Here is a 22764-nt window from a genome sequence, read left to right on the forward strand (position 1 = left end):
TCGGCCGCTCAGCCGGCGACGTTCTGCGCGCCTGAATCGAGTGGAGCGATGTTCGGGAAGTCCTCGAAGATGAGCAGGGTCCGCGTGCCCCGCACCGAGGGGATCGACTGGATGCGTTCCAGCACCACGCGACGCAGGTCGCGGTTGTCGCGTGCGCGCACCAGCAGCATGACGTCGTACTCGCCGCCGACGAGCGCGATGTGCTCGACCTCCGGGATCTCGAGCAGACGGTCGCGCGCGTCCTGCCAGTCGGCTTGATCGACCGAGAGCGTGACGTAGGCGGAGGAGTGCTTGCCCGCCAGCACCGGATCGGTGCGGACGGTGAACGCGGAGATCACGCCCTCCGCGACGAGCCGCTTGAAACGCGCGTGCGCGCTGGCGCGCGAGATGAACACCGACTCCGCGAGCGTGGTCATCGACGCCCGTGCGTCGCGTTTCAGTACCTCGATGATCTTGAGGTCGATGTGATCCGGTTCCATGGTGCCCCTTCGCTCCATCACAACTGCGGGCGATTTTGGACATCCGTTCGTCTTCGTCGCCGCAACGTACGTATTCGTACAGAGTATCAGCCGTCGAGCTGAACGGCCGCTCGGATCCGGGGCACTATGGGAGCACATCATCTTCAAGGAGGAGGAGCGAGTGCTCAGCGCAGAATCGGCGATGCTTCCACGCAGCGCCCCGGTCACGCTCATCGACGCGGAGGGCTCGCCCCACGCCGACGATCAGTACCGCATGCCCGACGCGGACCGGCTCTCGGCCGCGTACGCCGCGCTCGTCGCCGGACGACGCATCAACGATCAGTGCAACGCGCTCGTCCGTCAGGGGCGACTCGCGGTGTACCCGTCATCGAACGGGCAGGAGGCCTGCCAGGTCGCCGCCGCGCTCGCGCTCGGTGACGGCGACTGGCTCTTCCCGACCTACCGCGACTCGGTGGCGATCATCACGCGCGGCGTCACGGCGTCGGGCGCCCTGGTGCTGCTGCGCGGCGACTGGCACTCGGGGTACGACCCTCACGAGTTCCGGGTCGCCCCGCAGGCGACGCCGCTCGCGACTCAGCTGCTGCACGCCGTCGGCTTCGCGCACGCCGCGAAGCTGCGCGGCGAAGACACCGTCGTGCTCGCGATGTGCGGCGACGGGGCGACGAGCGAGGGCGACTTCCACGAGGCGATGAACTTCGCGGCGGTCTTCCGGCTGCCGGTCGTCTTCTTCGTGCAGAACAACGAGTTCGCGATCTCGGTGCCGCTCTCGCGGCAGACGGCGGCGCCCTCGCTCGCCCACAAGGCGATCGGCTACGGCATGCCCGGGCAGCGCGTCGACGGCAACGATGTCGCGGCGCTCCTCGCGGTGCTCGACGAAGCCGTCGATCGCGCGCGTTCGGGTGACGGGCCGAGTCTCATCGAGGCGCACACCTACCGTATGCTCGCCCACACGAACGCTGACGACGATACCCGCTACCGGGAGCGTGACGCCGTCGAGGCGTGGGCCGATCGTGATCCGATCGTGCGCGTGCGCGCGTACCTCCGTGAGCAGGGTCGGCTCGATGACGCGCTCGAGACCGAGGTCGCCGAGGCGTCGGAGCAGGTCGCCGGTGAACTGCGGGCCGCCATGAACGCGGATGCCGATCTCGATCCCGAGCAGTTGTTCTCGCACGTCTTCGCCGAGCGCCCCGCCCAGTTGGATGCGCAGTGGGCGCACTTGCACGACGAGCTCGATCGCACGGAGGCCGCATCATGACCGTCGAGACGATGACCATGGCCGGTGCGCTGAACCGAGCGCTCGCCGACGCCATCGAGTCCGATGAGCGCGTGCTCGTCTTCGGAGAGGATGTCGGAGCATTGGGCGGCGTGTTCCGCGTCACCGATGGGCTCACCGAGCGGTTCGGCGAGCAGCGGTGCTTCGACACGCCGCTCGCGGAGTCGGGGATCGTCGGCACCGCGGTCGGCATGGCGATGAACGGCATGCTGCCGGTCGTCGAGATGCAGTTCGACGCGTTCGCCCTCCCGGCGTTCGAGCAGATCGTGAGCCACGTCGCCAAGCTCGGCAACCGGACGCGCGGCGCGACGCGCATGCCGATGGTGATCCGGATCCCCTTCGGCGGCGGGATCGGAGGTGTCGAGCACCACTGCGACTCCTCCGAGGCCTACTACGCGCACACGCCGGGACTGACGGTCGTGTCGCCGGCGACGCCGCAGGACGCGTACTCGCTGCTGCGCGCAGCGATCGTCTCACCCGACCCCGTGATCTTCATGGAGCCGAAGAAGCTCTACTGGTCCAAGGGTCCGGTGGACACGTCGGCGGTCGTCGACCTGCGTCGCGCGGCGGTGGTGCGCGAGGGCTCCGACGTCACCCTCATCGCCTACGGTCCATCCGTGCCGATCGCGCTCGAGGCCGCCGAGGCGCTGGCCACGGATGGGCGGAGCGCGCAAGTCGTCGACGTGCGCACGCTCACCCCGTTCGACGATGCCACCGTCTGCGCGGCGGTGCGGAGCACCGGGCGCGCGGTCGTGATCGCGGAGGCGCCGGGCTTCGCCAGTGTGGCGTCCGAGATCCAGGCGCGCGTCTTCGAGCAGTGCTTCGAGTACCTCGAGGCGCCGGTGCGGCGCGTCACCGGCTTCGACACACCCTTCGCTTCGCCGAAGTTCGAGCACTGGTATCTGCCGGACGTCGATCGCGTGCTCGACGCGGTCGACTCGCTGCACTTCGCGGAGGTCGCCGCATGAGCGCCGCCCAGGTCTTCCACCTGCCCGATCTGGGTGAGGGGCTCACGGAGGCGACCCTGATGCGCTGGCTCGTCGCCGTGGGTGACGAGATCGCCGTCGATGCGCCGATCGCCGAGGTCGAGACGGCGAAGAGCGTCGTCGAGCTGCCCTCCCCGTTCGGTGGAGTGATCACGGCACTGCACGGTGCCGAGGGCGACACGATCAACACCGGTGCGCCGGTGCTCGAAGTCGGCGGAGACGCATCGGGGGGCCGGTCCGGCGCAGCCGTCGGGGACTCGCTCGCCTCAGCCGAGCACGAAGCCTACCGTGAAGAGGAACGAGCCGGATCGGGCAACGTGCTCATCGGCTACGGCACCGGCGCCGGACCGGCGAAAGGGCGTCGGCGTCGACGCACCGAGGTCGTTGCCGAGCGCGCCGCTGTCACGCCGGCGCAGGATGCCGCAGCTTCTCCCGCGCAACCGGTCGCGACGAGCGGGGAGCGACCCCGCACGGTCGCGGTGCGCTCGCCGATCGTGCGTCGGCTCGCCCGTGAACTCGGGATCGATCCCCGTGACGTCGACCCGACCGGAAGCGACGGAGCGGTGACGCGAGACGATGTGCTCCGCGCAGCGGACGCTCGCGGACGCGCGGAGGCGAGGCGGACGGATGAGGCGGGTCAGGATCCGGTGCGCACTGCCGACGGACCGCTCGGCGTCCTGCGCACGGAACGGTTCTCGCCGCTGCGCAAGGTCGTCAGCGCGAAGCTCAGCCGCAGCCGGTCGGAGATTCCCGAGGCCACCGTGTGGGTCGACGTCGACATCACCGACCTGTGGGCCCTCCGCGGACAGATGGCGGCTGGGCCGGACGAGCGTCCCCCGTCGTTCACCGCGCTGCTCGCCCGGTTCGCGCTGCTCGGGCTCGAACGCTACCCGCACCTCGCCTCACGCGTCAGCGACCAGGGTGACGAGCTCATCGTCTTCGACGGTGTGAATCTCGGTGTCGCGGCCGACACCGAACGGGGACTGCTCGTGCCCATGATCGAGCGCGCCGACGCCCTGTCGCTCGCGCAGCTCGACGCCGCACTGCGGAGCCTCGGGGCGGACGCCCGCTCGGGCCGGATCCCACCCGAACGACTCAGCGGGTCGACTTTCACCGTCAACAACTACGGCAGCCTCGGGGTCGATGGCTCAGCCGCGATCATCAACCACCCCGAGGTCGCGATTCTCGGTGCGGGTCGGGCCATCGAACGCCCCTGGGTCGTCGACGGCGAGATCGTACCGCGTCGCATCGTGCAGCTCTCGCTGGTCTTCGACCACCGCGTCTGCGACGGCGGATACGCCGCCGGGTTCCTCCGGGAGGTCGTGGGCCTGCTCGAGCACCCGCTGACCGCGTACTCGCGCGTCTGATCGCCGGCGGGGAACGGGGCTCCGGCGATCAGCGCCCCTCAAACGACGATGTGCTCGTCCCGAACCGTGGTTCGAGACGAGCACATCTTCGGTTTCGCCGAGGGGCGAGGGTGAGCTCGAGTTACTGCTTGACGCCCATGACCTCGTTGGACCGCGTGTTGAGCGCGATGTCCTTCGGTTCCTTCACCAGAGAGACGGCGACCAACGAGATGATCGTGACGCCCAGGATGTAGAGTCCGATGGTCCATGACGCCCCCGTCGCGCCGAAGACGAGGTCGGCGATGAGCGGTGCGAAGGCTCCGCCGAAGATCGCGCCGATGGCGTAACCGATCGAGACGCCGGAGTAGCGGATGTCCGCGGGGAACATCTCGGCGTAGAGGGCGGCTTGCGGGCCGTACGAGAGGCCGAGCCCCACCGTCATCAGGAACAGCGCCAGGAAGTACATCACGATGTTGCCGGTATCGATGAGGAACCACATCGGGATCGCCCAGATCGCCAGCAGCACGTACCCGATCTGGAAGGTGCGGACGCGACCGATCCGGTCGGAGATGATGCCGCCGAACAGGGTGAAGATCAGCCAACCGAACGACGCGAGGGTCGTCGCGAGGAGTACCGGCGGACGGGCGAGGCCGAGCCCGCCGTCCGCTTCGGGGCGAGTGGCGTACGCCGAGAAGAACGCGATGAGCAGGTAGCCGGCTGCGTTGTTCGCGATGAAGATGAGCGCCGCGAGAATGACCTCTTTGGCATGCTTCGCGAAGAGGATCTTGAGCGGTGCTGCCGACTCGCCCTTGCGCTGCTGGAGCTCCTTGAAGATCGGCGACTCCTCGACGGCGCGGCGGATGAGGTAGCCGACGGCGATGAGCACGATGGAGAAGAGGAACGGGATGCGCCAGCCCCACGCGAGGAACTGCTCCTCCGTCATGGCGGTGGTGATGATCCACATGGTGGCGGTCGCGAGGATCATGCCGACCGGCACGCCGATCTGCGGGTACGCGCCGAAGAGTCCGCGCTTGCCCTTCGGTGCGTGCTCGACCGACATGAGTGCGGCGCCACCCCACTCGCCGCCGGCGGAGAAGCCCTGGAGCACGCGCAGGAGCACGAGCAGTACGGGTGCGGCGACGCCGATCTGCGCGTAGGTGGGCAGGACGCCGATGAGTGCCGTGGCGAGGCCCATCATCACCAGCGTGAGCACGAGCATGCGCTTGCGACCGATGCGATCCCCGAGGTGACCGGCGACGACGGCACCGAGCGGGCGGAAGAGGAAGGAGATGCCGAGTGATGCCCACGCGACGATCTGGCCGACGGTCTCGCCTGCCGGTGCGAAGTAGAGCGTCGCGAAGACGGCTCCCGCCGCCTGCGCGTAGATGAAGAAGTCGTACCACTCGATCGAGGTGCCGACGAGGGTGCCGGCGAGCACTCTCCGTTCCTCGCGCGTGCGGACTGCGGTGTCTGACATGTGAACTCCGTCGTTCGTGAAACCAGTGTCGGCGACCCTGTGCCGACCGACCGTTCGGACAGTAATGTACTGTACAGGCATCAGTCGTTGCGTCACAATATCGCGACGGCTATCGTGATATTGTTACCGAACGTTCAGTCATTAAATCGGTGCTGGGCGGGTGCGACAGGGAGGTCTCGACCCATGGCAGATGCATATCTCGTGGGCGGTGTCCGCACGCCGGTCGGACGTTACGGCGGCGCCCTCGCCGGAGTTCGGCCCGACGATCTCGCCGCGATAGTGCTCGCCGCCGCGGCTGATCGCGCGGGGGCTCCACGCGATGCGTTCGACGAGGTGATCCTCGGCGCGGCGAACCAGGCAGGGGAAGACAACCGCAACGTGGCGCGCATGGCGACATTGCTCGCGGGATTCCCCGATGCTCTGCCCGGCTACACCGTGAACCGTCTCTGCGCCTCCGGGATGACCGCGGTCGCGAATGCGGGTCAGGCGGTCAGGGCCGGCGACGCCGACCTGATCCTCGCAGGGGGAGTCGAGTCGATGACCCGCGCCCCGTGGGTGCAGGCGAAACCCGCCAAGCCGTGGGCGAAGCCGGGCGAGCAGTTCGACACCTCCATCGGGTGGCGCTTCACGAACCCCGAGTTCTTGCGGCGCGAGAAGGCGACATTCGCGATGCCGGAGACGGCAGAAGAGGTCGCACGCGTCGATGGCATCAGTCGGGAGGACGCGGATGCGTTCGCCGCTGAGAGCCACCGCCGCGCGCTCGCGGCCATCGAGGCCGGTCGCTTCGACGACGAGATCGTCGCCGTCGAGGTGCCTGCGGGTCGCGGCACCACCGCGACCGTCGACACGGATGAGGGCCCCCGCCCCGGTACGACGACCGAAGTACTCGCGGGACTGCGACCCGTGGTCGCCGGGGGCAGCGTCGTCACCGCCGGTAACTCGTCGTCGTTGAACGACGGGGCGAGCGCCCTGCTCGTGGCGAGCGAGCGCGCCATCGAGCAGCACGGACTCACGCCGCGCGCCCGCATCGTGACGAGTGTCTCGGCCGCGCTCGCGCCCGAGATCATGGGACTCGGACCCGTTCCCGCCACCGAAATCGCACTCCAGCGCGCCGGGCTCAGCTTCGACGACATCGGGTCGATCGAGATCAACGAGGCGTTCGCGACGCAGTCGCTCGCGTCGATTCGCCGACTCGGACTGGATCCGGCGCGTGTCAATGCCGACGGCGGCGCCATCGCGCTCGGGCATCCGCTCGGTTCGTCGGGCTCCCGCCTGCTCGTCACGCTGCTCGGCCGCATGGAGCGAGAGGGCTCCCGCTACGGACTCGCAACCATGTGCGTCGGCGTCGGGCAGGGCACCGCGACGATCGTGGAACGGGTGTGATCGGCATGACTTCAGCATCCGCACCGCTGCGCCTCGAGGATCGCGGCACCCATGTTCTCGCGACGGTGAACCGTCCCGAGAAGCGGAACGCGATCGATCAGGATCTCATCGACGCGCTCCACGAACTCTGCGCTGAACTGGAAGCCTCCCCGCGGACGCTGATCCTCCGCGGTGCCGGCGGCGACTTCGCCGCGGGGGCCGACATCGCTCAGCTGCGCGAACGCCGCGCTCCCGAGGCGCGGGCGGGTATCAACACCCGGGCATTCATGCGGGTCCACGCGCTTCCCATGCCCGTGATCGCGGTGCTCGACGGTTACGCGCTCGGCGGGGGAGCCGAGCTCGCCTACGCCGCAGACATCCGGTTCGGCACACCGACCCTCAAGATCGGGAATCCCGAGACCGGACTCGGCATCATCGCCGCCGCCGGTGCCTCGTGGCGGCTCCGCGAACTCGTCGGCGAACCGCTGGCGGCGGAGATCCTGCTCGCCGGCCGTGTTCTGGATGCCGATGCGGCGCTCGCCGCGGGTCTCATCACGCGCCTCGCCGACGATGGCGACGCCGCGCTCGAGGCTGCCGAACGGACCGCCGGGCGCATCGCGAAGCTCGACGCGGCCGCGGTGCAGGCGACGAAGCGCGTGCTGGGAGCCCCGCGATCGGCGCACCCCGAGATCGATCTCGCCGAGCAGGCGATCCTGTTCGACAGCCCGGAGAAGCACCGACGCATGACCGAATTCCTCGAACGGAAGCAGGAGCAGCGATGACCGAGACCATCCCCTCGCGCGTCGGCGTGCTCGGCGGCGGGCGCATGGGCGCTGGCATCGCGCATGCGTTCCTGCTGGCGGGCGCCTCCGTCGTCGTCGTCGAACGCGATGTGGCTGCGGCCGAGGCGGCGCAACAGCGCATCGAGAAGAGCGTCGACGCATCGATCGCGCGCGGGTTCGACGGCAGCGCGCAGCAGCTGAAGCAGGCGCTCACCGTGGCGACCGACCCCGGCGCGTTCGGCGCGTGCCGACTCGTGATCGAGGCGGTGCCCGAATCGCTCGAACTGAAGCTCGACGCCCTGCGCGAGATCGAACGACAGCTGCCGCAGGATGCCGTGCTGGCGTCGAACACCTCGTCGATCCCGCTCGGGCGCTTGGCCGACGCACTCGATCGACCCGAGCAGTTCATCGGGCTGCACTTCTTCAACCCGGTCCCGGCCTCCGCGCTCGTCGAGATCGTTGTGAGCGCGCACACGGCCCCGGTGCTCCCCGAGCGCGCGCGAACGTGGGTGGAGGCGCTCGGCAAGACGCCGATCACCGTCGCCGACGCCCCCGGATTCGCCTCGAGCCGTCTCGGCGTCGCACTCGCGCTCGAAGCCATGCGCATGGTCGAGCAGGGCGTCGCGAGTGCGCGCGACATCGATCTCGCGATGGAACTCGGCTACCGCCACCCCACCGGCCCGCTGCGGACCACCGACATCGTCGGTCTCGATGTGCGCCTCGGCATCGCAGACCAGCTCGAGCGCGAGCTCGGGGCGGGGTTCACCCCACCGCAGATTCTCCGCGACATGGTCTCGGAGGGAAAGCTCGGCCGGAAGAGTGGTCAGGGCTTCTACGACTGGAACGACGAGTGACCACGGCTCACTCGCACACACCCGAACGCGGCGGAGCCGCACGACTGGAGGAATCCCGATGACGCGCACCCTGCAGAGTTATGTCCACGACGCCTGGTGGACCCCCGCCGATGACGTCTCGGGCACCGAAGTGCGCGACGCGTCGACGGGCGAGGTGGTCGCCAGGGTGTCGAGCGAGGGGCTCGATCTCGCCGGCGCGATGGATTTCGCGCGCACGACGGGCCAGACGAGTCTCGGCGCGCTCACCTTCCATCAGCGCGCCGTGATCCTGAAGCAGCTCGCGTTGGCGCTCACCGATCGCAAGCGCGAACTGTACGCGCTCTCGAGTCGCACGGGTGCGACGAAAGGCGATTCGTGGGTCGACGTCGACGGCGGGATCGGGGTGCTCTTCACCTACTCGGGCAAGGGGCGCCGTGAGCTGCCGAATGCGCGGGTGCAGCTCGACGGGCCCGTCGAGGTGCTGGCGAAGGACGGTTCATTCCTGGGGCGGCATATTCGCACCACGCTCCCGGGCGTCGCCGTGCAGATCAACGCCTTCAACTTCCCGGTGTGGGGTGCGCTCGAGAAGTTCGCACCGACGTTCCTCGCCGGCATGCCCACGATCGTGAAGCCAGCGACGCCCGGAGCGTACCTCGCCGAGCACCTGGTGCGGATCATGGTCGAATCCGAGCTGCTGCCCGCGGGGTCGCTGCAGCTGGTGTCGGGTTCGGTGCGCCACGTCTTCGATCACGCCCGGCTCGGCGACGTCGTCTCCTTCACCGGTTCCGCGTCGACGGCGGATCAGCTGCGCCGGCACGACGCCGTGCAGACGGGCGGGGTCATCTTCAACGCCGAGACGGACTCGATCAACGCGTCCGTGCTCGGTCCGGACGCGGTCGAGGGCACACCCGAGTTCGATGCGTACGTGCGTCAGCTGGTCACCGAGATGACGTCGAAGGCGGGGCAGAAGTGCACCGCGATTCGCCGCGCGATCGTACCGGCCGCGTCAGCCGAGGCGATCGTTGCAGCGGTCGAATCGCGCATCGCCGAGAAGATCGTCGTCGGCGACCCGCGCGAGGAGGGCGTCACGATGGGCGCGCTCGCCTCGGCGGAGCAGCGGGCCGAGGTCTTCCGGCAGGTGCAGCGCCTCGTCGACGGGGGCGGACGCGTCGTGGTCGGTGCGGGGCAGGATCCGGAGGCCGACGGCGCCTTCGCCGATCCGATGCTTCTCCGCTTCGACGACCCTGCCGCGCCGCGCGTCCACGACACCGAGGCCTTCGGGCCCGTGTCGTCCGTGATCACCTACGAGACGCCGGCGCAGGCCGCCGACCTCGTGGTGCGCGGCGGCGGATCCCTCGTTACGAGCGTGGCCTCGGCCGACCCGCAGTTCGTCGCCGAGCTGACGCGTCGCACGGCGGCGGCGAACGGACGCATCCTCGTGCTCGACCGGGTCGACGCGCGCAGCTCGACGGGACACGGGTCGCCCCTCCCGATGCTCGTGCACGGCGGCCCCGGCCGGGCCGGCGGCGGCGAAGAGCTCGGCGGCGTGCGCAGCGTGTTCCACTACATGCAGCGGACCGCGATCCAGGGCAGCCCCGAGATGCTCACCGCGATCACCGGTGTCTGGCACGCGGGCGCCGATACGCGCGACGACCAGCACCCCTTCCGCAAGCCGCTGCAGGATCTGCGCATCGGCGACCGGGTCGTCTCGGAGGAGCGCGAGATCACTCTCGACGACATCGCGCACTTCGCGCAGTTCACCGGCGACACGTTCTACGCCCACACCGACGAGGAGGCGGCGGCGGCGAACCCGTTCTTCCCGGGCCGCGTCGCCCACGGGTACCTGTTGCTCTCGTTTGCCGCCGGTCTCTTCGTGTCCCCCGAGCCCGGCCCCGTGCTCGCGAACTACGGGCTCGAGTCGCTGCGGTTCGTGACGCCGGTCTCGCCGGGGGACCGGATCCGCGTCGCGCTCACGGCGAAGGAAATCATTCCCCGCGAGACCCACGATTACGGCGAGGTGCACTGGGACGCGGTGCTCACCAACCAGGAGGGTGAGACGGTCGCGACCTACGACGTGCTCACCCTCGTGTCGAAGACCCCGGAGATCCCGGCCGAGTAGTCCGCGGCCCGCTGCCTCGGGGCCGTGCGGCCCTGAGGCAGCGGCAATCGTCGCCGATCTCTGACTAGGATCTGGAGCATGACTCAACGCCCATCACCGCGCGGTCGGCGGGTATTCATCTGGGGGATCACGTCGACGATCCTGTCGACGATCGGGATCGTGCCCCTCATCGTCGTGTTCATCCTCGGGACGACCGTTGATCCGAATTACGGCTGGCTCCTGTTCGTCTGCATCCCCTTCTCGCTGCTCGCCGGCGGGCTCGGCGTGGTGTTCGGGATCATCGGGATCTTCGCCGCGCGCGACACGCAGCAACGGTCGGTGTGGCCGACGGTCGGTCTGCTCATCGGCGGTGTCCAACTGCTATACGCCATGATCTTCTTCAGCGGCGCCCTGAGCTGACGGCGGCCGGGACAGCCGAGGTGCGCGCGGGTCGGCGTCACGGGCGCAGGGCGCCCCGCAGATCCTCGCTGATGCGACGTCGGCAGAGTTCGGTCAGCCACGCGGAGAACGCGAGGTGGCGATCGGGGCCGTGGGTGAGGTCGATTCCCGTGAGCTGCTTGATCTGCCGTTGGCGGTACAGGATCGTGGTTCGGTGGACCCGCAGGATCGCCGCGGCGCTTTCGCCGTGGTGGGCGTGGAAGAGCGCGGCGGTCGTCTCGAACGCGTAGCCCTCGGGTGCCCGCAGCAGACCGATGAACCGGGTGAGCCGTTCGCCTCCGGGCGCCGACGCCTCCGGTGGCACGTCCACGGCGAAGCTCGCGATCTGCTCCCAGAGGATGAAAACATCGTCCGCGCAGAGTTCACTGCCGAGCGTCTGCGCCACCGCGGCACGCGCATAGCGACATCTCAGCGGCTCGTCCGCGCGAGACAGTGCGACACCGACCGTGCCGGAACGCACCTCGCGGTTCGCGGCCGACAACAGATCCGTGATCGCCGCGTCGTAGGACCGTGATGCGTGATCCGGGTAGTCGAGCACCGATACCAGTCGACCGTGATCCTCGATGCTCGCGACGGCACTGAATCCGAATATTCTGGCGATGCGCACGACGGTGCTCAGCGTGCGTTCGGCATGATCGTGCGCACCGTCCCCGGAGATCGCGACGCACGCAACGGTGAGGGCTTGGTCGACGGACTCGACGGCGCCATCCATCGGATCGCCCGGGGCGGGGTCATGAGCGCCGTCGTCGGTGCCCAGCAAGGAGCGTTCGATGTGCGCTCTGCGACGATTCCGTCGATCGACGGGCTCGACGATGGACCGTTCGGCGAGCGCTGCGACGATCCGTTCCGCATACCGATCGATGATCGCGGCATCGGGGGCTGCGCCCTGGTCGAGAAGCCACAGGTACGCCATGCCGTTCCCGAGGTTGTAGCACCACCTGGCCTCGATGGAGAGGGCTGTGTTGCGAGGCACGTACGAGGGACGATTCGGGGTACTCTCCTGCATGCGCTTCCAGAAGTAGGTGCGCGCCTCCTCCGGCATCCGTCGCTGCAGCAGCAGGTTGATCCGGTAGGGGTCGGCGTCGCCGTAGTCCCGGGTGACGGCGATCAGCTCGCCGTCGGGAGTGTCGATCGCCACGGACTGGCCCAGTGTCGCTGCCAAGCCCTCGATGCTCGCCTGCAGCTCGTCGACCAGTCTCTTCTCCATGGCACCTTCGCTTCCGCCACGACACACGCTACCCGAATGCGCCGGGAGGGGTGGGACAGCCCACCTCCTCCCGGCTTCGCGCTCAGAGCTCGAGCAGAGTCCCGGCGCCCTGCGCCTCAGCCGCCTCGTGAATCGCCTGCGCGACAGCCATATCGCAGACGGCCATACCGATGTTGCTGTTGACGATCAGCTGGTCGGCCGAGGTCCGACCGGGCTTCAGATCCGCGAGCACCTCGCCCGACTCGGCGGCGATTACCGGGCTGCCGCCGGGGTAGTACCCCATTTCGACGAAGAGGTCGTGCTCCTCGGTCGAGTCGGTGATGTAGACGTCTGCCCGAAGCGGGATCTCGGGATCCCAGAACGTGTTGAGGTCACAGGGCAGGATGGTCTGGCCGGCCGACACCCACTCGCTCTTCGCGAGCGCCATGGGTTCACGCACGACCAGAGTGGCCGAGCTCAGTACCTCGCACTCCTTCACCACCTGCTCGATGGAGGTGCCGACACGCAGACGCACGCCGACGTCGGGCTGCAGGTCGGCGACGAGCTTCTCGGCGACCTCGGGGAAGCGGTCGTAGACCACGATCTCGCTGAGCGAGTCCAGGTGCTCGGCGGCGTAGCGCACGTGCTCGCGACCCTGCACGCCGGCGCCGAACATGCCGAAGCGCTCCGCACCCGGGTGCAGCTTCTTCGCCATGAGCACGGTGACCGCCGGGGTGCGCGCTGCCGTCAGCCAGGTGCTGTCCATCAACGTGGTCGGAACACCGGTTTCGACGTCGTTCAGGCACAGGACGCCGGTGGTCTGCGGCAGGTTGAACTCGCGCGGGTTGCGGGGGTAGCACTCGATCCATTTGGCTCCGACGACCTTCATCTCCGGGATGTAGGCCGGCATCGCGTGGAAGAAGACGTCCTCGTAGGGGTGCACCCCGATCTTCGCGGGCATCTCGTACCGCTTGTTGCCGTGCTCGACGAGTGCCTGGTGCACCTTTTCGAGAACGGTGGCCCTCGTGATGCCGAGGTTCACGACTTCGGCCCTCGAGAGGTAGCGCATGTTCTGGCCGAGGGTGAGTGCAGACATAGTGAGTCCTTTCGGGGTGATGCGTATTCAGGCGAGCGCGCGTCGGCCGGTTTCGGGCGCGAGCAGGATCGAGGCGATCAGGCCGACGAGCGGGAAGATCGCGAGGAGGAGGAGCGAGGCGTTGATGCCGACGGCGGCGATGAGGATCGGCATCAGGTATGTCGCCAGTGCGGCGCCGAGACGACTCATGGCGGCAGAGAATCCGACGCCCGAGGTGCGGAGTCGGGTCGGGAACATCTCGGACGGATACACGAACTGCAGGTTCGAAGAGCCTGACGCGACGAAGAGGTAGACACCCGTGGCGATCGCGAGGATCGCGAGCGGAGCTGTCGGGAAGACGCCGAGAATCAGGAGCGCGACGAGGGTGATCGCGAACGTCGAGATCGCGAACGTGCGTCGCTTCGAGGCGACGAGCACCCAGATGAAGACGACAGCGCCGGCGAACTGGAGCATGTTCATGATGAAGTCGCGGCTGAACCCGTCGGGGAGTCCGAGATCGTTGAGCACCGGGGTGATGAACGTGAAGATCGCGAAGAGGGGCCCGACCTGGCACGCCCAGAAGATGCCGGCGTACGCCGAGGTCTTGCGGTTCTCGCGGTTGAAGAGTTCGCTGAACCTCGCCGATTCGACCTTCTGCTCGACGGGCGGCAGGGCCGTGCCCTCCGGGAAGTGCCGATCGACGATCGCACGCGCTTCGTCGTCTCTGCCCTGACTGATGAGCCAGCGCGGGGATTCGGGCAGCCGGATGCGCGCGATCGCGATGGCGACCGCCGGGATTGCACTGCTCGCCAGCACGATGCGCCAGTTCACGTCGGCCCAGGCGAGCGCGACGAAGTTGGCACTGACGAAGCCGAGGAACCAGGTCGCCTGTAGCGCGGAGAGGAAGTACCCCCGCACGCGCGCGGGGAGGAACTCCGAGAGCAGCGCGGCGCCGACGGCGTACTCGACGCCGATGGCCACGCCGATCAGGATCCGGTAGACGGCGAGGTCCCACGTGGAGACTGCGAAGAGTTGCAGCAGTGACAGGATGACGAAGGCGATGAGGTTCCACCGGAAGACCACGCGACGACCCCAGCGATCGGCCGCGCGACCCAGCACGAGACCGCCGATGAAGATGCCGATGAGTGCGCTGGCGCCGATGAGACCCTGGCTGACGGCGGTGTAGTGCATCTCTTCTGTCGCCGCGGCGATCGATCCGCCGACAACGCCGAGGATGTACCCGTCGAGGGCGGTGCCGCCGAGGGTGCAGATGGCGGCGAGCGTGTGGAGTCTGTTCCACCGCGCGCCATCCATCGTCCGATGGTGAACGCTCGTCGAGCTCATGGGATTGCTCCTTTGCAATGAGGAAAGAGGGGTGTTCGGCGGGCGACCGAACACCCTGCACCCGAGTATTTCCGCATCGCGCCGCAGAATCATCCACGTCCGGAGAGACTTCTCCGGCGGCAGTGCAGCATTTGTAGCACAGAGCGGAATCGCGCGTACGCTGGCGTCTCAGTGCTGCGCAGCGTCGCGCCCGAAAGCGCCGATCTCGACCCTCAGCGGAAGTCGCGGCTCTCGTTGACGCGCAGACCGGAGCGGACGTAGGAGAGCACCGAATCCGCGAGGGATTCAGGCGTCACGGGCCCGTCCGGCCGGTACCACTCGACGAGGGAGTTCACGAGTCCGAAGGTGAATCGCGCGGCGAGACCCGGGTCGAGGTCGTCGCGCAACGATCCCTCGTCGCGCGCCTGGGCGAAGATCTCGCGCAGGCGACTGGTGAGCGCACGTCGCCGTTCCATCGACCGCCGTTCGGCATCGGAATTGCCGTGCAGGCGCAGCAGCAGGGTGAGGTATTCGCGCCGTTCGCAGGCGACGAGCACGGCCTCTCGCACGATGAAGCGGATGCGCGAGACGGCATCGCCCTCACGGGTTTCGGCCTCGTCGAACACGCGCTCGAGTTCGCCGAGCGCGCGTTCGAGGGCGAGCTCGAGCATCTCGCCCTTCGAGGAGAAGTGGTGGTACACCGCCGACTTCGACAGTCCGAGTCGCTTGGCGATCATCTCGAGCGAGGAGGCGTCGTAGCCGTGATCCGTGAACACCTCGACGATGACGGCGAGCATGCTGTTCTGGTCATGGCCGGGTCGCCCGCGGCGCGGCGCGGGAGCGGTGTCGTTCACGTCCGGCTCCTCTCTCCTGCATCGCGCGACGGTCGACAGGGATCCTGCCGCCGCATCCAAGTTATCGCAGGTCGTAGAGGCGCTTCAGCTTGCCTTCGGAGCGCGGTAGCGATCCCGGATCGACGACCTCGATGCCGAGGGTCGTGCCGACCCGCTCCTTCACCCGGCTGCAGAGCAGCGTGCCCGCGACTTCGGCCACGGCGCGATCGACGTCTTCCCGTGGTTCGATCTTCACAGTGAGGTGGTCCATCGCCGCGTTCTTCGTGAGTTCCAGAATGAAGTGGCTGCTGAGTTCAGGGATCTCGAGTGCGATCTCCTCGATCTGCGTCGGGAAGAGATTCACCCCGCGCAGAATGATCATGTCGTCGTTGCGTCCCGTGATCTTCGCGATCCGGCGGAACGAGGGTCGCGCGGACCCCGGGTGCAGCGACGTCAGGTCGCGCGTCCGGTACCGGATCATCGGGAACGCCTCTTTCGTGAGCGTGGTGAAGACGAGTTCGCCGGTCGTGCCGTCCGGTACCTGGTGCAGTTCGTCGTCGATGATCTCGGGCAGGAAGTGGTCCTCCCAGATGTGGGGGCCGTCCTGGGTCTCCACGCACTCGTTGCCGACGCCCGGTCCCATGATCTCGGAGAGGCCGTAGATGTCGACGGCCTTAATGTCGAGGCGCTCCTCCAGCTCCGCGCGCATCGCGTCGGTCCAGGGCTCGGCGCCGCAGATCGCGACCTTCAAGCTGGTGCTGCGGGGATCGATCCCCGCCTGCTCGAACGCATCGGCGAGTGTGAGCAGGTAGCTCGGGGTGCACATGATGGCGTCGGGGCGGAAGTCGGTGATGAGCTGGATCTGCTTCGCCGTCTGCCCACCGGACATCGGGATCACGGTGCACCCGAGTCGCTCGATGCCGGCGTGCACGCCGAGTCCGCCCGTGAAGAGACCGTAGCCGTAGGCGTTGTGCACCATCCACCCGGGACGCACGCCCGAGGCGTACAGCGAGCGGGCGATCAGGTCGGCCCAGTTGTCAAGATCCTGCTCCGTGTAGCCGACGACCGTGAGCCGACCGGTCGTGCCCGACGAGGCGTGCACACGACGCACCTGGTCCATCGGCACGGCGAACAGGCCGAAGGGGTAGTGGTCGCGCAGGTCGCTCTTGGTGGTGAACGGGAGCTTCTCGATGTCGGAGAGCTGTCTGATGTCGTCCGGCGAGACGCCGACCTCATCGAACCGCTGCCGGTAGAACGGCACGTTCTCGTACGCGTGGCGCACCGTCCACTGCAGGCGTTCGAGCTGCAGCGCCTCGAGCTCGGGGCGACTCAGGTGCTCTTCGGAGTGGTAGCCCTGCTGCTCGGCTGTCGTCGTCATCGTTCGCTGTGCCTCTCTGCCGCTGCGCGTGGGGGTGGTCTGGGGGAGTTCGGTGAGGGTCATGCGCGGACCTCCGTCGCGGTGGTGCCGTCGGTCCGGGTGTCCGATGGCAGGGGGATGGGTCGGTTCGTGGCGAGGGATCGACCGCGGAACTCGGCGACGATCCGACCCTCCTGGTCGGCGACCGTGACGTCGTAGAGTCCGTTCCGGCCCGACAGCCAGCGACGCTCGGCGGTGGCGGTGAGGGTGTCGCCCGCGTGGCTCGCCCGGGTGAAGGTGATGTCGACGCCGGAGGCGACCACGGCCGTGTCCGCCTCATTGCACGCGTAGGCGAATGCGGTGTCCGCGAGGGTGAAGACCATGCCGCCGTGAGTGATGCCGAACCCGTTGGCCATGTCGTCGCGCACGCGCATCGACAGCACGGCGCGTCCGCGCTCGAGTTCGTGAATGGTGATGCCGAAGGCCCGTTTGGTGTTGTCCGTGAGCAGCATCGCGGTCGCCGACCAGCTCGGGTCGAGCGAGATGTCGCCCTCGATGCCCGTCGGGGGGTGCGTCGTCCCGGTGGCCTCGGCCTGCGTATTCGTCGATGAACTCATGTGCGCTCCATTGCGTTCCGGTCAGGGCTTCTCCCGCCCCGGCACCGATTGCGGCCGAAGCGAAAAGCGGTATACTCACTGAATGGTCGGTAAGTAATTTCCCTCGTGAAGACTACCACCACCTGACCGAAGAAGAGCAAAACCCGATGCGCAAGTCTGACGCGAGGAGGCAGCAGATGTCGATCACGGCGACCACCGAACCGGCCGAACAGGCGGGGCAGGAGCACTTCGATGCGATCATCGCGGCCGATCAGCGGATCGAGCCGCGCGACTGGATGCCCGAGAAGTACCGGCGTACGCTCATCCGTCAGATCTCGCAGCACGCGCATTCGGAGATCATCGGCATGCAGCCCGAAGCGAACTGGATCACCCGTGCACCGAGCCTCAAGCGCAAAGCGATCCTCACCGCCAAGGTGCAGGACGAGGCGGGCCACGGGCTCTACCTGTACGCCGCGGCGCAGACGCTCGGCATCACGCGCGACGAGATGACGATGCAGCTCATCGAGGGTCGCGCCCGCTACTCCTCGATCTTCAACTACCACACGCCGACCTGGGCCGACATGGGCGCCATCGGGTGGCTCGTCGACGGTGCCGCGATCTGCAACCAGGTGCCGCTCTGCCGCGCGTCGTACGGCCCGTACGGTCGCGCGATGGTGCGCATCTGCAAGGAGGAGTCCTTCCATCAGCGCCAAGGGTTCGAGATCTTGATGGAGCTGTCGAACGGCACCCCGGAGCAGAAGCAGATGGCGCAGGATGCCGTCGACCGCTGGTACTGGCCCGCGCTGATGATGTTCGGTCCGAGTGACGAGCACTCGCCCAACTCGGCGCAGTCGATGGCATGGAAGATCAAGCGGTTCTCGAACGATGAACTGCGCAACCGGTTCGTCGGCATGTGCGTGCCGCAGTTCGAGGCGCTCGGGCTGGAGTGCCCGGACAAGGACCTCCGCTTCGATGAGGAGACCGGTACCTGGATCACCGGCGAGATCGACTGGGACGAGTTCAATGCCATTCTCGACGGGCGCGGGCCGGCGAACACGCAGCGGCTGCGTCACCGTCGCGAAGCGCACGAGTCGGGGGCCTGGGTCCGTGAGGCCGCCGCCGAGTACGCCCGGAAGCAGCGCGAGCGCGACCAGCAGCCGATCGCGGCCTGACCGCTTGCGGCACAGCCGCACCACTTCCCGCCGCCCGGGCGGAGCGGCGTTCGCGCCGCACGATACGCAGACGAACACATCAAGGAGACGACGATGTCGACACCCGGCGAGACCGGCACCGAGACCTGGCCACTGTGGGAGGTCTTCGTGCGGGCGGGGCGCGGCCTGAGCCACGTGCACGTGGGGTCGCTGCACGCCCCCGACGAGACGATGGCCCTGCGCAACGCGCGCGACCTGTACACGCGGCGCAACGAGGGTCTCTCCATCTGGGTGGTGCCCGCCGCGGCGATCACGACGAGTGATCCCGATGCCAAGGGCGTGTTCTTCGAATCGCCCGCGGGCAAGAACTACCGGCACGCGGTGTACTACACCCGTGCCGAGGGGGTGAAGCACCTGTGAACGATGCGCACGTCGACGATCTGCACGGTGATGTCAGCGTCGATCAGCTGCAGCTCTCGGAGGAGCTGCTCGGGGTCTCGGGCACGGCATCGGAGGACGTCGCCGAGTACGCCATGCGGCTCGGTGATGACGCGCTGATCCTCGCCCAGCAGCTGGGGTGGTGGATCTCGCGCGCCCCCGAGCTCGAAGAGGATCTGGCGCTCGGCAACATCGGCCTCGACCTGCTGGGGCACGCGCGAGCGCTGCTCCACTACGCGGGCACCGCCTCCGGTCGCTCCGAGGACGACCTGGCGTACTGGCGCGACGAGACCGAGTTCCGCAGCTGCTGGCTCGTCGAGCAGCCGAACGGACACTTCGGCGACACGATCGCGCGCCAGTTCCTGTTCTCCGCGTACCAGGCCGAGCTCTACCGCGACCTGCAGCGCAGCGACGACGCGTCGCTCGTCGCGATCGCCGGGAAGGCCGATCGCGAAGTCAGGTATCACCTCGATCACGCGACGCAGTGGATCCTGCGACTCGCGGGCGGCACCGACGAGTCGCGCGAGAAGATCTCCGTCTCGCTCGCCGAGGTGTGGCCGTACGTCGAGGAGCTCTTCACGGATGACGCGCTGACCGAACGACTGACGGGTACGGTACCGCAGCCCTCGGCGCTGCGCGCGGGCTTCGACGCGACGATCGACGCCGTGCTGGCGGAGGCCGAACTCGAGCGCCCCGCTGCCAAGCCCGCCATGGCCGCCGGCCGCGAGGGGCGGCACAGCACCCAGCTCGGCTACATTCTGGCCGAGATGCAGTGGCTCGCCAGGCGGCACCCGGGAGCGACGTGGTGACCGCGGAGCTCACGGGCGTCAGGCCGACCGACGCCGCCGACGCGCGGGCCTGGGATCTCGCCGCCGAGGTGCTGGATCCCGAGGTGCCCGCGCTGACCATCGAGGATCTCGGCGTGCTGCGCGAAGCGCACGTGGACGGCACCGCGGCGCGCATCGTGCTGACGCCCACCTACTCGGGGTGCCCGGCGATCGATCAGATGCGCGACGACGTCCGCGCGAAACTGCGCGAGGCGGGATTCACCGAGATCGAGGTCGACACGACGCTCAGTCCCGCATGGACCACCGACTGGATGACCGAGGCGGGCAAGCGCAAGCTCGAGGCCTACGGCATCGCGCCGCCCAACTTCCGGTCGGCGATGCATCGCGGACCGATCCCGGTGCAGATCGCCGTGAAGTGCCCGCAGTGCCAGTCGCTGCGCACGCGCGAGATCGCCCGGTTCGGCTCGACCTCGTGCAAGGCGCTCTACGAGTGCCTCGACTGCCTCGAGCCCTTCGACTACTTCAAAGTCCACTAGGCCGCGAGAGGATCACCATGGCCGCCATCAATCTCGGCAGGACTCGGCGCGCGACATTCCACGACCTCACGGTCGCCGATGTCCGCCCGCTCACCGAGTCGAGCGTCGAGGTCACGTTTGCCGTGCCCGACGACCTCGTCGACGACTACCGCTACGCCGCGGGTCAGTACCTGGCGCTGCGCACGACCATCGACGGCGAAGACGTGCGCCGCTCGTACTCCATCTGCCGCCCACCCGCAGACGGCAGCATCTCCGTCGCGATCAAGCGCGATCTCGGCGGGGTGTTCTCCAGCTGGGCCAACGAGCAGCTGCATCCGGGCGACACCCTGCAGGTGATGACCCCGCAGGGCGCGTTCACATCGAACCTCGCAGAACTCGACGGCAAGCGCGTCGTCGGCGTCGCGGCCGGATCGGGCATCACTCCGGTCATCACGATGGCGCACCGCGTGCTCAGCCAGAGCGACACCGCTCGCTTCGACCTGCTCTTCACGAACCGGTCGTCGCTCGACGTCATGTTCGTCGAAGAGCTCGCGGATCTCAAGGATCGCTACCCGCAGCGCTTCGCCCTGCACCACGTGCTCTCGCGCGAGCAGCGGGCGGCACCCATCATGTCGGGCCGACTCGATGAGGAGAAGCTGCGCACCATCCTCACCACGCTCATTCCGCCGAGCATGGTCGACGAGTGGGTGCTCTGCGGTCCCTTCGAGCTCGTGCAGCTCTGCCGCGATCTGCTCGCCGAATTCGGCGTCGAGTCATCGCACATCCGCTTCGAACTCTTCACGACCGGCGAGCCGGGTCAGGCGACGCCGACGCGCGCCCGACCCGTGGAGGTGCAGCAGGGCGAGCGGACGGTCGCCATCGACTTCCGACTCGACGGCACATCGGGCTCCGTCGCGAGCCCCGTGAGCGCGAACGAGACGATCCTGAACGCTGCGCTGCGCGTGCGCGCCGACGTGCCGTTCGCCTGCGCCGGCGGCGTGTGCGGCACCTGCCGTGCGAAGGTCGTCGAGGGTTCGGTCTCGATGACCGAGAACTACGCGCTCGAGGCCGACGAGATCGAGCGCGGCTACGTGCTCACCTGCCAGTCGCATCCCACGTCCGAACGCGTGTTCGTCGACTACGACGCCTGACCCACGCCCGCTCGAGAGGAGCCCCGTGATCGACCTCACCATCGCCGACGACGTCGCCGAGATCACCCTGAACGCCCCCCAGAAGCTCAACGCGCTCGACGCCGCAGCCGTCGATGAGCTTTCCGACGCCTACGCGCGCGCCGCCGAGTCCGGTGTGCGGGCCCTCGTGCTCAGAGGCGAGGGGCGCGCGTTCTGCGCCGGCCGCGACATCTCGGGCGTCGACCCCCGTGAGGACGACGTGCTCGGATACCTCGAGGGACGCATCCAGCCGCTGATGGAGCGCATGGCCGCGTTCCCGGCACCCACGTTCGCGGTCGCGCACGGCGCCTGTCTCGGTGTCGGGCTCGGGCTGCTCATCGCGAGCGACGTCGTCTACGTCGCCGAATCCGCGAAGATCGGCAGTCCGTTCGCGAACCTCGGCGCCACCCTGGATTCGGGCGGGCACGCGCTGTTCGTCGAACGGCTCGGCGCGCACCGCACGCTCGACCTCATCTACACGGGCCGACTGATGTCGGGGGCCGAAGCGGTGACGGCAGGACTGTTCTCACGCGTCTGCGCCGACGACGACGTACTCGACACCACGCGCGAGACGGCGACGCGGGCTGCGGGTGGAGCGACGCGCGCCTTCCTGGCGTCCCGCGCACTGGTGCGCGACCTCCGCGACCGCCGCATCGGCCTCTGGGAGTCGATGGCCGATGAGAACCGCGCCCAGGCGGCGCTCTGCGACACGGACGACTACCGCGAAGGCTTCGCCGCCTTCCAGGAGAAGCGGAAGCCGGTCTTCCATGGTCGGTGACGGACTCGAGTCGGGCAACTGGGTCGCGCAGAACGGATCGGGTGAGCTCGCCGACGCCATGGGCATCGAGTTCACCGAGTACACGGTGGAGCGCACGGTCGCCCGGATGCCGGTCGTCGGCAACCGTCAGACAGTGGGGTTTCTGCACGGCGGCGCGTACGTCGTGCTCGGGGAGTCGCTGGGATCGATGGCGGCGAACCTCCACGCGGGCGCCGGCAGGCTCGCGGTCGGCATCGACGTCAACGCGACACACGTGCGCTCCGCGACGTCCGGATACGTGACCGGCATCTGCACGCCGATCCATCTCGGCCGCACGCTGACCGTGCACGAGATCGTCGTCGAGGACGACGAGGGGCGCCGGTGCTGCACCGTGCGCATCACGAACCTCATCAAGGACGCCCCGTCCGACTGACCGCTGCGCGTCGCCGCGGGAATCCCTGATCCGCCGCCTACAGTGTGG

General features: G+C 68.4%; 23 protein-coding genes. 15 read left to right on the top strand and 8 right to left on the bottom strand.

What is annotated here, in order from left to right; all coding sequences use genetic code 11:
• Window positions 1–8: 8 nt before the first annotated feature.
• Window positions 9–479 (bottom strand): Lrp/AsnC family transcriptional regulator, encoded by a 471-nt coding sequence (locus tag J4H85_RS02665; protein WP_208236636.1) that lies wholly within the window; start codon window positions 477–479, stop codon window positions 9–11.
• 181 nt (window positions 480–660) lie between these two features.
• Between J4H85_RS02665 and pdhA the strand changes: the two genes are divergently transcribed.
• The 3 genes from pdhA to J4H85_RS02680 are packed head-to-tail and all read left to right on the top strand — an operon-like array spanning window position 661 to window position 4105.
• On the top strand, window positions 661–1734 hold the full coding sequence (pdhA, locus tag J4H85_RS02670; protein WP_208237315.1) for a pyruvate dehydrogenase (acetyl-transferring) E1 component subunit alpha: 1074 nt from the start codon (window positions 661–663) through the stop codon (window positions 1732–1734).
• Window positions 1731–2720, top strand: coding sequence for an alpha-ketoacid dehydrogenase subunit beta (locus J4H85_RS02675; RefSeq protein WP_208236638.1), 990 nt, complete (start codon window positions 1731–1733; stop codon window positions 2718–2720). Before pdhA ends, J4H85_RS02675 begins: the two co-directional genes overlap by 4 nt.
• Complete coding sequence (locus J4H85_RS02680) at window positions 2717–4105, top strand: dihydrolipoamide acetyltransferase family protein (RefSeq protein ID WP_208236640.1); 1389 nt, start codon at window positions 2717–2719, stop codon at window positions 4103–4105. The genes J4H85_RS02675 and J4H85_RS02680 overlap by 4 nt, the downstream gene beginning before the upstream one ends.
• 121 nt (window positions 4106–4226) lie before the next feature.
• Here the strand turns inward: J4H85_RS02680 and J4H85_RS02685 are convergent, their stop codons facing one another.
• Window positions 4227–5561, bottom strand: coding sequence for an MFS transporter (locus tag J4H85_RS02685; RefSeq protein WP_208236642.1), 1335 nt, complete (start codon window positions 5559–5561; stop codon window positions 4227–4229).
• 183 nt (window positions 5562–5744) lie between these two features.
• Here J4H85_RS02685 and J4H85_RS02690 point away from each other — a divergent pair, with 183 nt between their 5' ends.
• The 5 genes from J4H85_RS02690 to J4H85_RS02710 all read left to right on the top strand — a co-directional run bounded on the left by J4H85_RS02690 (window position 5745) and on the right by J4H85_RS02710 (window position 11056).
• Window positions 5745–6944, top strand: coding sequence for a thiolase family protein (locus J4H85_RS02690; RefSeq protein WP_208236644.1), 1200 nt, complete (start codon window positions 5745–5747; stop codon window positions 6942–6944).
• Between the two features lie 5 nt (window positions 6945–6949).
• Window positions 6950–7705 carry an enoyl-CoA hydratase/isomerase family protein gene (locus J4H85_RS02695; protein WP_208236646.1) on the top strand — a complete coding sequence of 252 codons (756 nt, stop codon included), beginning with the start codon at window positions 6950–6952 and terminating at the stop codon, window positions 7703–7705.
• Window positions 7702–8559: a 3-hydroxyacyl-CoA dehydrogenase family protein gene (locus J4H85_RS02700; RefSeq protein ID WP_208236647.1), complete on the top strand. Its 858-nt coding sequence runs from the start codon at window positions 7702–7704 to the stop codon at window positions 8557–8559. Before J4H85_RS02695 ends, J4H85_RS02700 begins: the two co-directional genes overlap by 4 nt.
• Window positions 8560–8617: 58 nt before the next feature.
• Window positions 8618–10657 (top strand): phenylacetic acid degradation bifunctional protein PaaZ, encoded by a 2040-nt coding sequence (gene paaZ, locus J4H85_RS02705; RefSeq protein ID WP_208236649.1) that lies wholly within the window; start codon window positions 8618–8620, stop codon window positions 10655–10657.
• Between the two features lie 78 nt (window positions 10658–10735).
• Entirely contained in the window at window positions 10736–11056 is a 321-nt protein-coding gene (locus J4H85_RS02710) for a hypothetical protein (protein WP_208236651.1), read from the top strand.
• A gap of 37 nt (window positions 11057–11093) precedes the next feature.
• Here the strand turns inward: J4H85_RS02710 and J4H85_RS02715 are convergent, their stop codons facing one another.
• From J4H85_RS02715 to paaI, 6 genes are all read right to left on the bottom strand, one after another.
• Window positions 11094–12302: a helix-turn-helix domain-containing protein gene (locus J4H85_RS02715; RefSeq protein ID WP_208236653.1), complete on the bottom strand. Its 1209-nt coding sequence runs from the start codon at window positions 12300–12302 to the stop codon at window positions 11094–11096.
• Between the two features lie 82 nt (window positions 12303–12384).
• A complete protein-coding gene (locus J4H85_RS02720; RefSeq protein ID WP_208236655.1) occupies window positions 12385–13377 on the bottom strand; it encodes an ornithine cyclodeaminase family protein in 993 nt (330 codons plus the stop codon).
• A 27-nt stretch (window positions 13378–13404) separates the two neighbouring features.
• On the bottom strand, window positions 13405–14700 hold the full coding sequence (locus tag J4H85_RS02725) for an MFS transporter (protein ID WP_208236657.1): 1296 nt from the start codon (window positions 14698–14700) through the stop codon (window positions 13405–13407).
• Between the two features lie 212 nt (window positions 14701–14912).
• Window positions 14913–15533: a TetR/AcrR family transcriptional regulator gene (locus J4H85_RS02730; protein ID WP_307863341.1), complete on the bottom strand. Its 621-nt coding sequence runs from the start codon at window positions 15531–15533 to the stop codon at window positions 14913–14915.
• A gap of 61 nt (window positions 15534–15594) precedes the next feature.
• Window positions 15595–16890 carry a phenylacetate--CoA ligase PaaK gene (gene paaK / locus J4H85_RS02735; RefSeq protein ID WP_208237319.1) on the bottom strand — a complete coding sequence of 432 codons (1296 nt, stop codon included), beginning with the start codon at window positions 16888–16890 and terminating at the stop codon, window positions 15595–15597.
• Between the two features lie 59 nt (window positions 16891–16949).
• Window positions 16950–17486 (bottom strand): hydroxyphenylacetyl-CoA thioesterase PaaI, encoded by a 537-nt coding sequence (gene paaI / locus J4H85_RS02740; RefSeq protein ID WP_307863342.1) that lies wholly within the window; start codon window positions 17484–17486, stop codon window positions 16950–16952.
• Between the two features lie 176 nt (window positions 17487–17662).
• On the opposite strand from paaI, the gene paaA reads away from it, so the two are divergent.
• The 7 genes from paaA (at window position 17663) to J4H85_RS02775 (ending at window position 22716) form a co-directional block, all read left to right on the top strand.
• Window positions 17663–18637, top strand: a complete 975-nt coding sequence (gene paaA / locus J4H85_RS02745; protein ID WP_208236659.1) for a 1,2-phenylacetyl-CoA epoxidase subunit PaaA — start codon at window positions 17663–17665, stop codon at window positions 18635–18637.
• A gap of 93 nt (window positions 18638–18730) precedes the next feature.
• Complete coding sequence (gene paaB, locus J4H85_RS02750) at window positions 18731–19036, top strand: 1,2-phenylacetyl-CoA epoxidase subunit PaaB (RefSeq protein WP_208236661.1); 306 nt, start codon at window positions 18731–18733, stop codon at window positions 19034–19036.
• Window positions 19033–19863: a 1,2-phenylacetyl-CoA epoxidase subunit PaaC gene (gene paaC, locus J4H85_RS02755; RefSeq protein WP_208236663.1), complete on the top strand. Its 831-nt coding sequence runs from the start codon at window positions 19033–19035 to the stop codon at window positions 19861–19863. The genes paaB and paaC overlap by 4 nt, the downstream gene beginning before the upstream one ends.
• Window positions 19860–20378 (top strand): 1,2-phenylacetyl-CoA epoxidase subunit PaaD, encoded by a 519-nt coding sequence (gene paaD, locus J4H85_RS02760; protein ID WP_208236665.1) that lies wholly within the window; start codon window positions 19860–19862, stop codon window positions 20376–20378. Before paaC ends, paaD begins: the two co-directional genes overlap by 4 nt.
• Before the next feature lie 17 nt (window positions 20379–20395).
• The gene (paaE, locus tag J4H85_RS02765) at window positions 20396–21508 is read left to right on the top strand and encodes a 1,2-phenylacetyl-CoA epoxidase subunit PaaE (protein ID WP_208236667.1); all 1113 of its coding nucleotides are present in this window, start codon (window positions 20396–20398) and stop codon (window positions 21506–21508) included.
• A gap of 25 nt (window positions 21509–21533) precedes the next feature.
• Window positions 21534–22304, top strand: a complete 771-nt coding sequence (locus tag J4H85_RS02770) for an enoyl-CoA hydratase/isomerase family protein (protein WP_208236669.1) — start codon at window positions 21534–21536, stop codon at window positions 22302–22304.
• Complete coding sequence (locus tag J4H85_RS02775; protein WP_208236671.1) at window positions 22294–22716, top strand: hotdog fold thioesterase; 423 nt, start codon at window positions 22294–22296, stop codon at window positions 22714–22716. Before J4H85_RS02770 ends, J4H85_RS02775 begins: the two co-directional genes overlap by 11 nt.
• Window positions 22717–22764: the final 48 nt, after the last annotated feature.

This window comes from Leucobacter tardus (genome assembly GCF_017583045.1).
Classification (GTDB): domain Bacteria; phylum Actinomycetota; class Actinomycetes; order Actinomycetales; family Microbacteriaceae; genus Leucobacter; species Leucobacter tardus.

Bases quoted from the DNA above. Each gene is read 5' to 3' on its own strand.
- J4H85_RS02665 (WP_208236636.1), bottom strand. From the start codon at position 479: ATGGAACCGGATCACATCGACCTCAAGATCATCGAGGTACTGAAACGC.
- pdhA (WP_208237315.1), top strand. From the start codon at position 661: ATGCTTCCACGCAGCGCCCCGGTCACGCTCATCGACGCGGAGGGCTCG.
- J4H85_RS02675 (WP_208236638.1), top strand. From the start codon at position 1,731: ATGACCGTCGAGACGATGACCATGGCCGGTGCGCTGAACCGAGCGCTC.
- J4H85_RS02680 (WP_208236640.1), top strand. From the start codon at position 2,717: ATGAGCGCCGCCCAGGTCTTCCACCTGCCCGATCTGGGTGAGGGGCTC.
- J4H85_RS02685 (WP_208236642.1), bottom strand. From the start codon at position 5,561: ATGTCAGACACCGCAGTCCGCACGCGCGAGGAACGGAGAGTGCTCGCC.
- J4H85_RS02690 (WP_208236644.1), top strand. From the start codon at position 5,745: ATGGCAGATGCATATCTCGTGGGCGGTGTCCGCACGCCGGTCGGACGT.
- J4H85_RS02695 (WP_208236646.1), top strand. From the start codon at position 6,950: ATGACTTCAGCATCCGCACCGCTGCGCCTCGAGGATCGCGGCACCCAT.
- J4H85_RS02700 (WP_208236647.1), top strand. From the start codon at position 7,702: ATGACCGAGACCATCCCCTCGCGCGTCGGCGTGCTCGGCGGCGGGCGC.
- paaZ (WP_208236649.1), top strand. From the start codon at position 8,618: ATGACGCGCACCCTGCAGAGTTATGTCCACGACGCCTGGTGGACCCCC.
- J4H85_RS02710 (WP_208236651.1), top strand. From the start codon at position 10,736: ATGACTCAACGCCCATCACCGCGCGGTCGGCGGGTATTCATCTGGGGG.
- J4H85_RS02715 (WP_208236653.1), bottom strand. From the start codon at position 12,302: ATGGAGAAGAGACTGGTCGACGAGCTGCAGGCGAGCATCGAGGGCTTG.
- J4H85_RS02720 (WP_208236655.1), bottom strand. From the start codon at position 13,377: ATGTCTGCACTCACCCTCGGCCAGAACATGCGCTACCTCTCGAGGGCC.
- J4H85_RS02725 (WP_208236657.1), bottom strand. From the start codon at position 14,700: ATGAGCTCGACGAGCGTTCACCATCGGACGATGGATGGCGCGCGGTGG.
- paaK (WP_208237319.1), bottom strand. From the start codon at position 16,890: ATGACGACGACAGCCGAGCAGCAGGGCTACCACTCCGAAGAGCACCTG.
- paaI (WP_307863342.1), bottom strand. From the start codon at position 17,486: ATGAGTTCATCGACGAATACGCAGGCCGAGGCCACCGGGACGACGCAC.
- paaA (WP_208236659.1), top strand. From the start codon at position 17,663: ATGTCGATCACGGCGACCACCGAACCGGCCGAACAGGCGGGGCAGGAG.
- paaB (WP_208236661.1), top strand. From the start codon at position 18,731: ATGTCGACACCCGGCGAGACCGGCACCGAGACCTGGCCACTGTGGGAG.
- paaE (WP_208236667.1), top strand. From the start codon at position 20,396: ATGGCCGCCATCAATCTCGGCAGGACTCGGCGCGCGACATTCCACGAC.
- J4H85_RS02775 (WP_208236671.1), top strand. From the start codon at position 22,294: ATGGTCGGTGACGGACTCGAGTCGGGCAACTGGGTCGCGCAGAACGGA.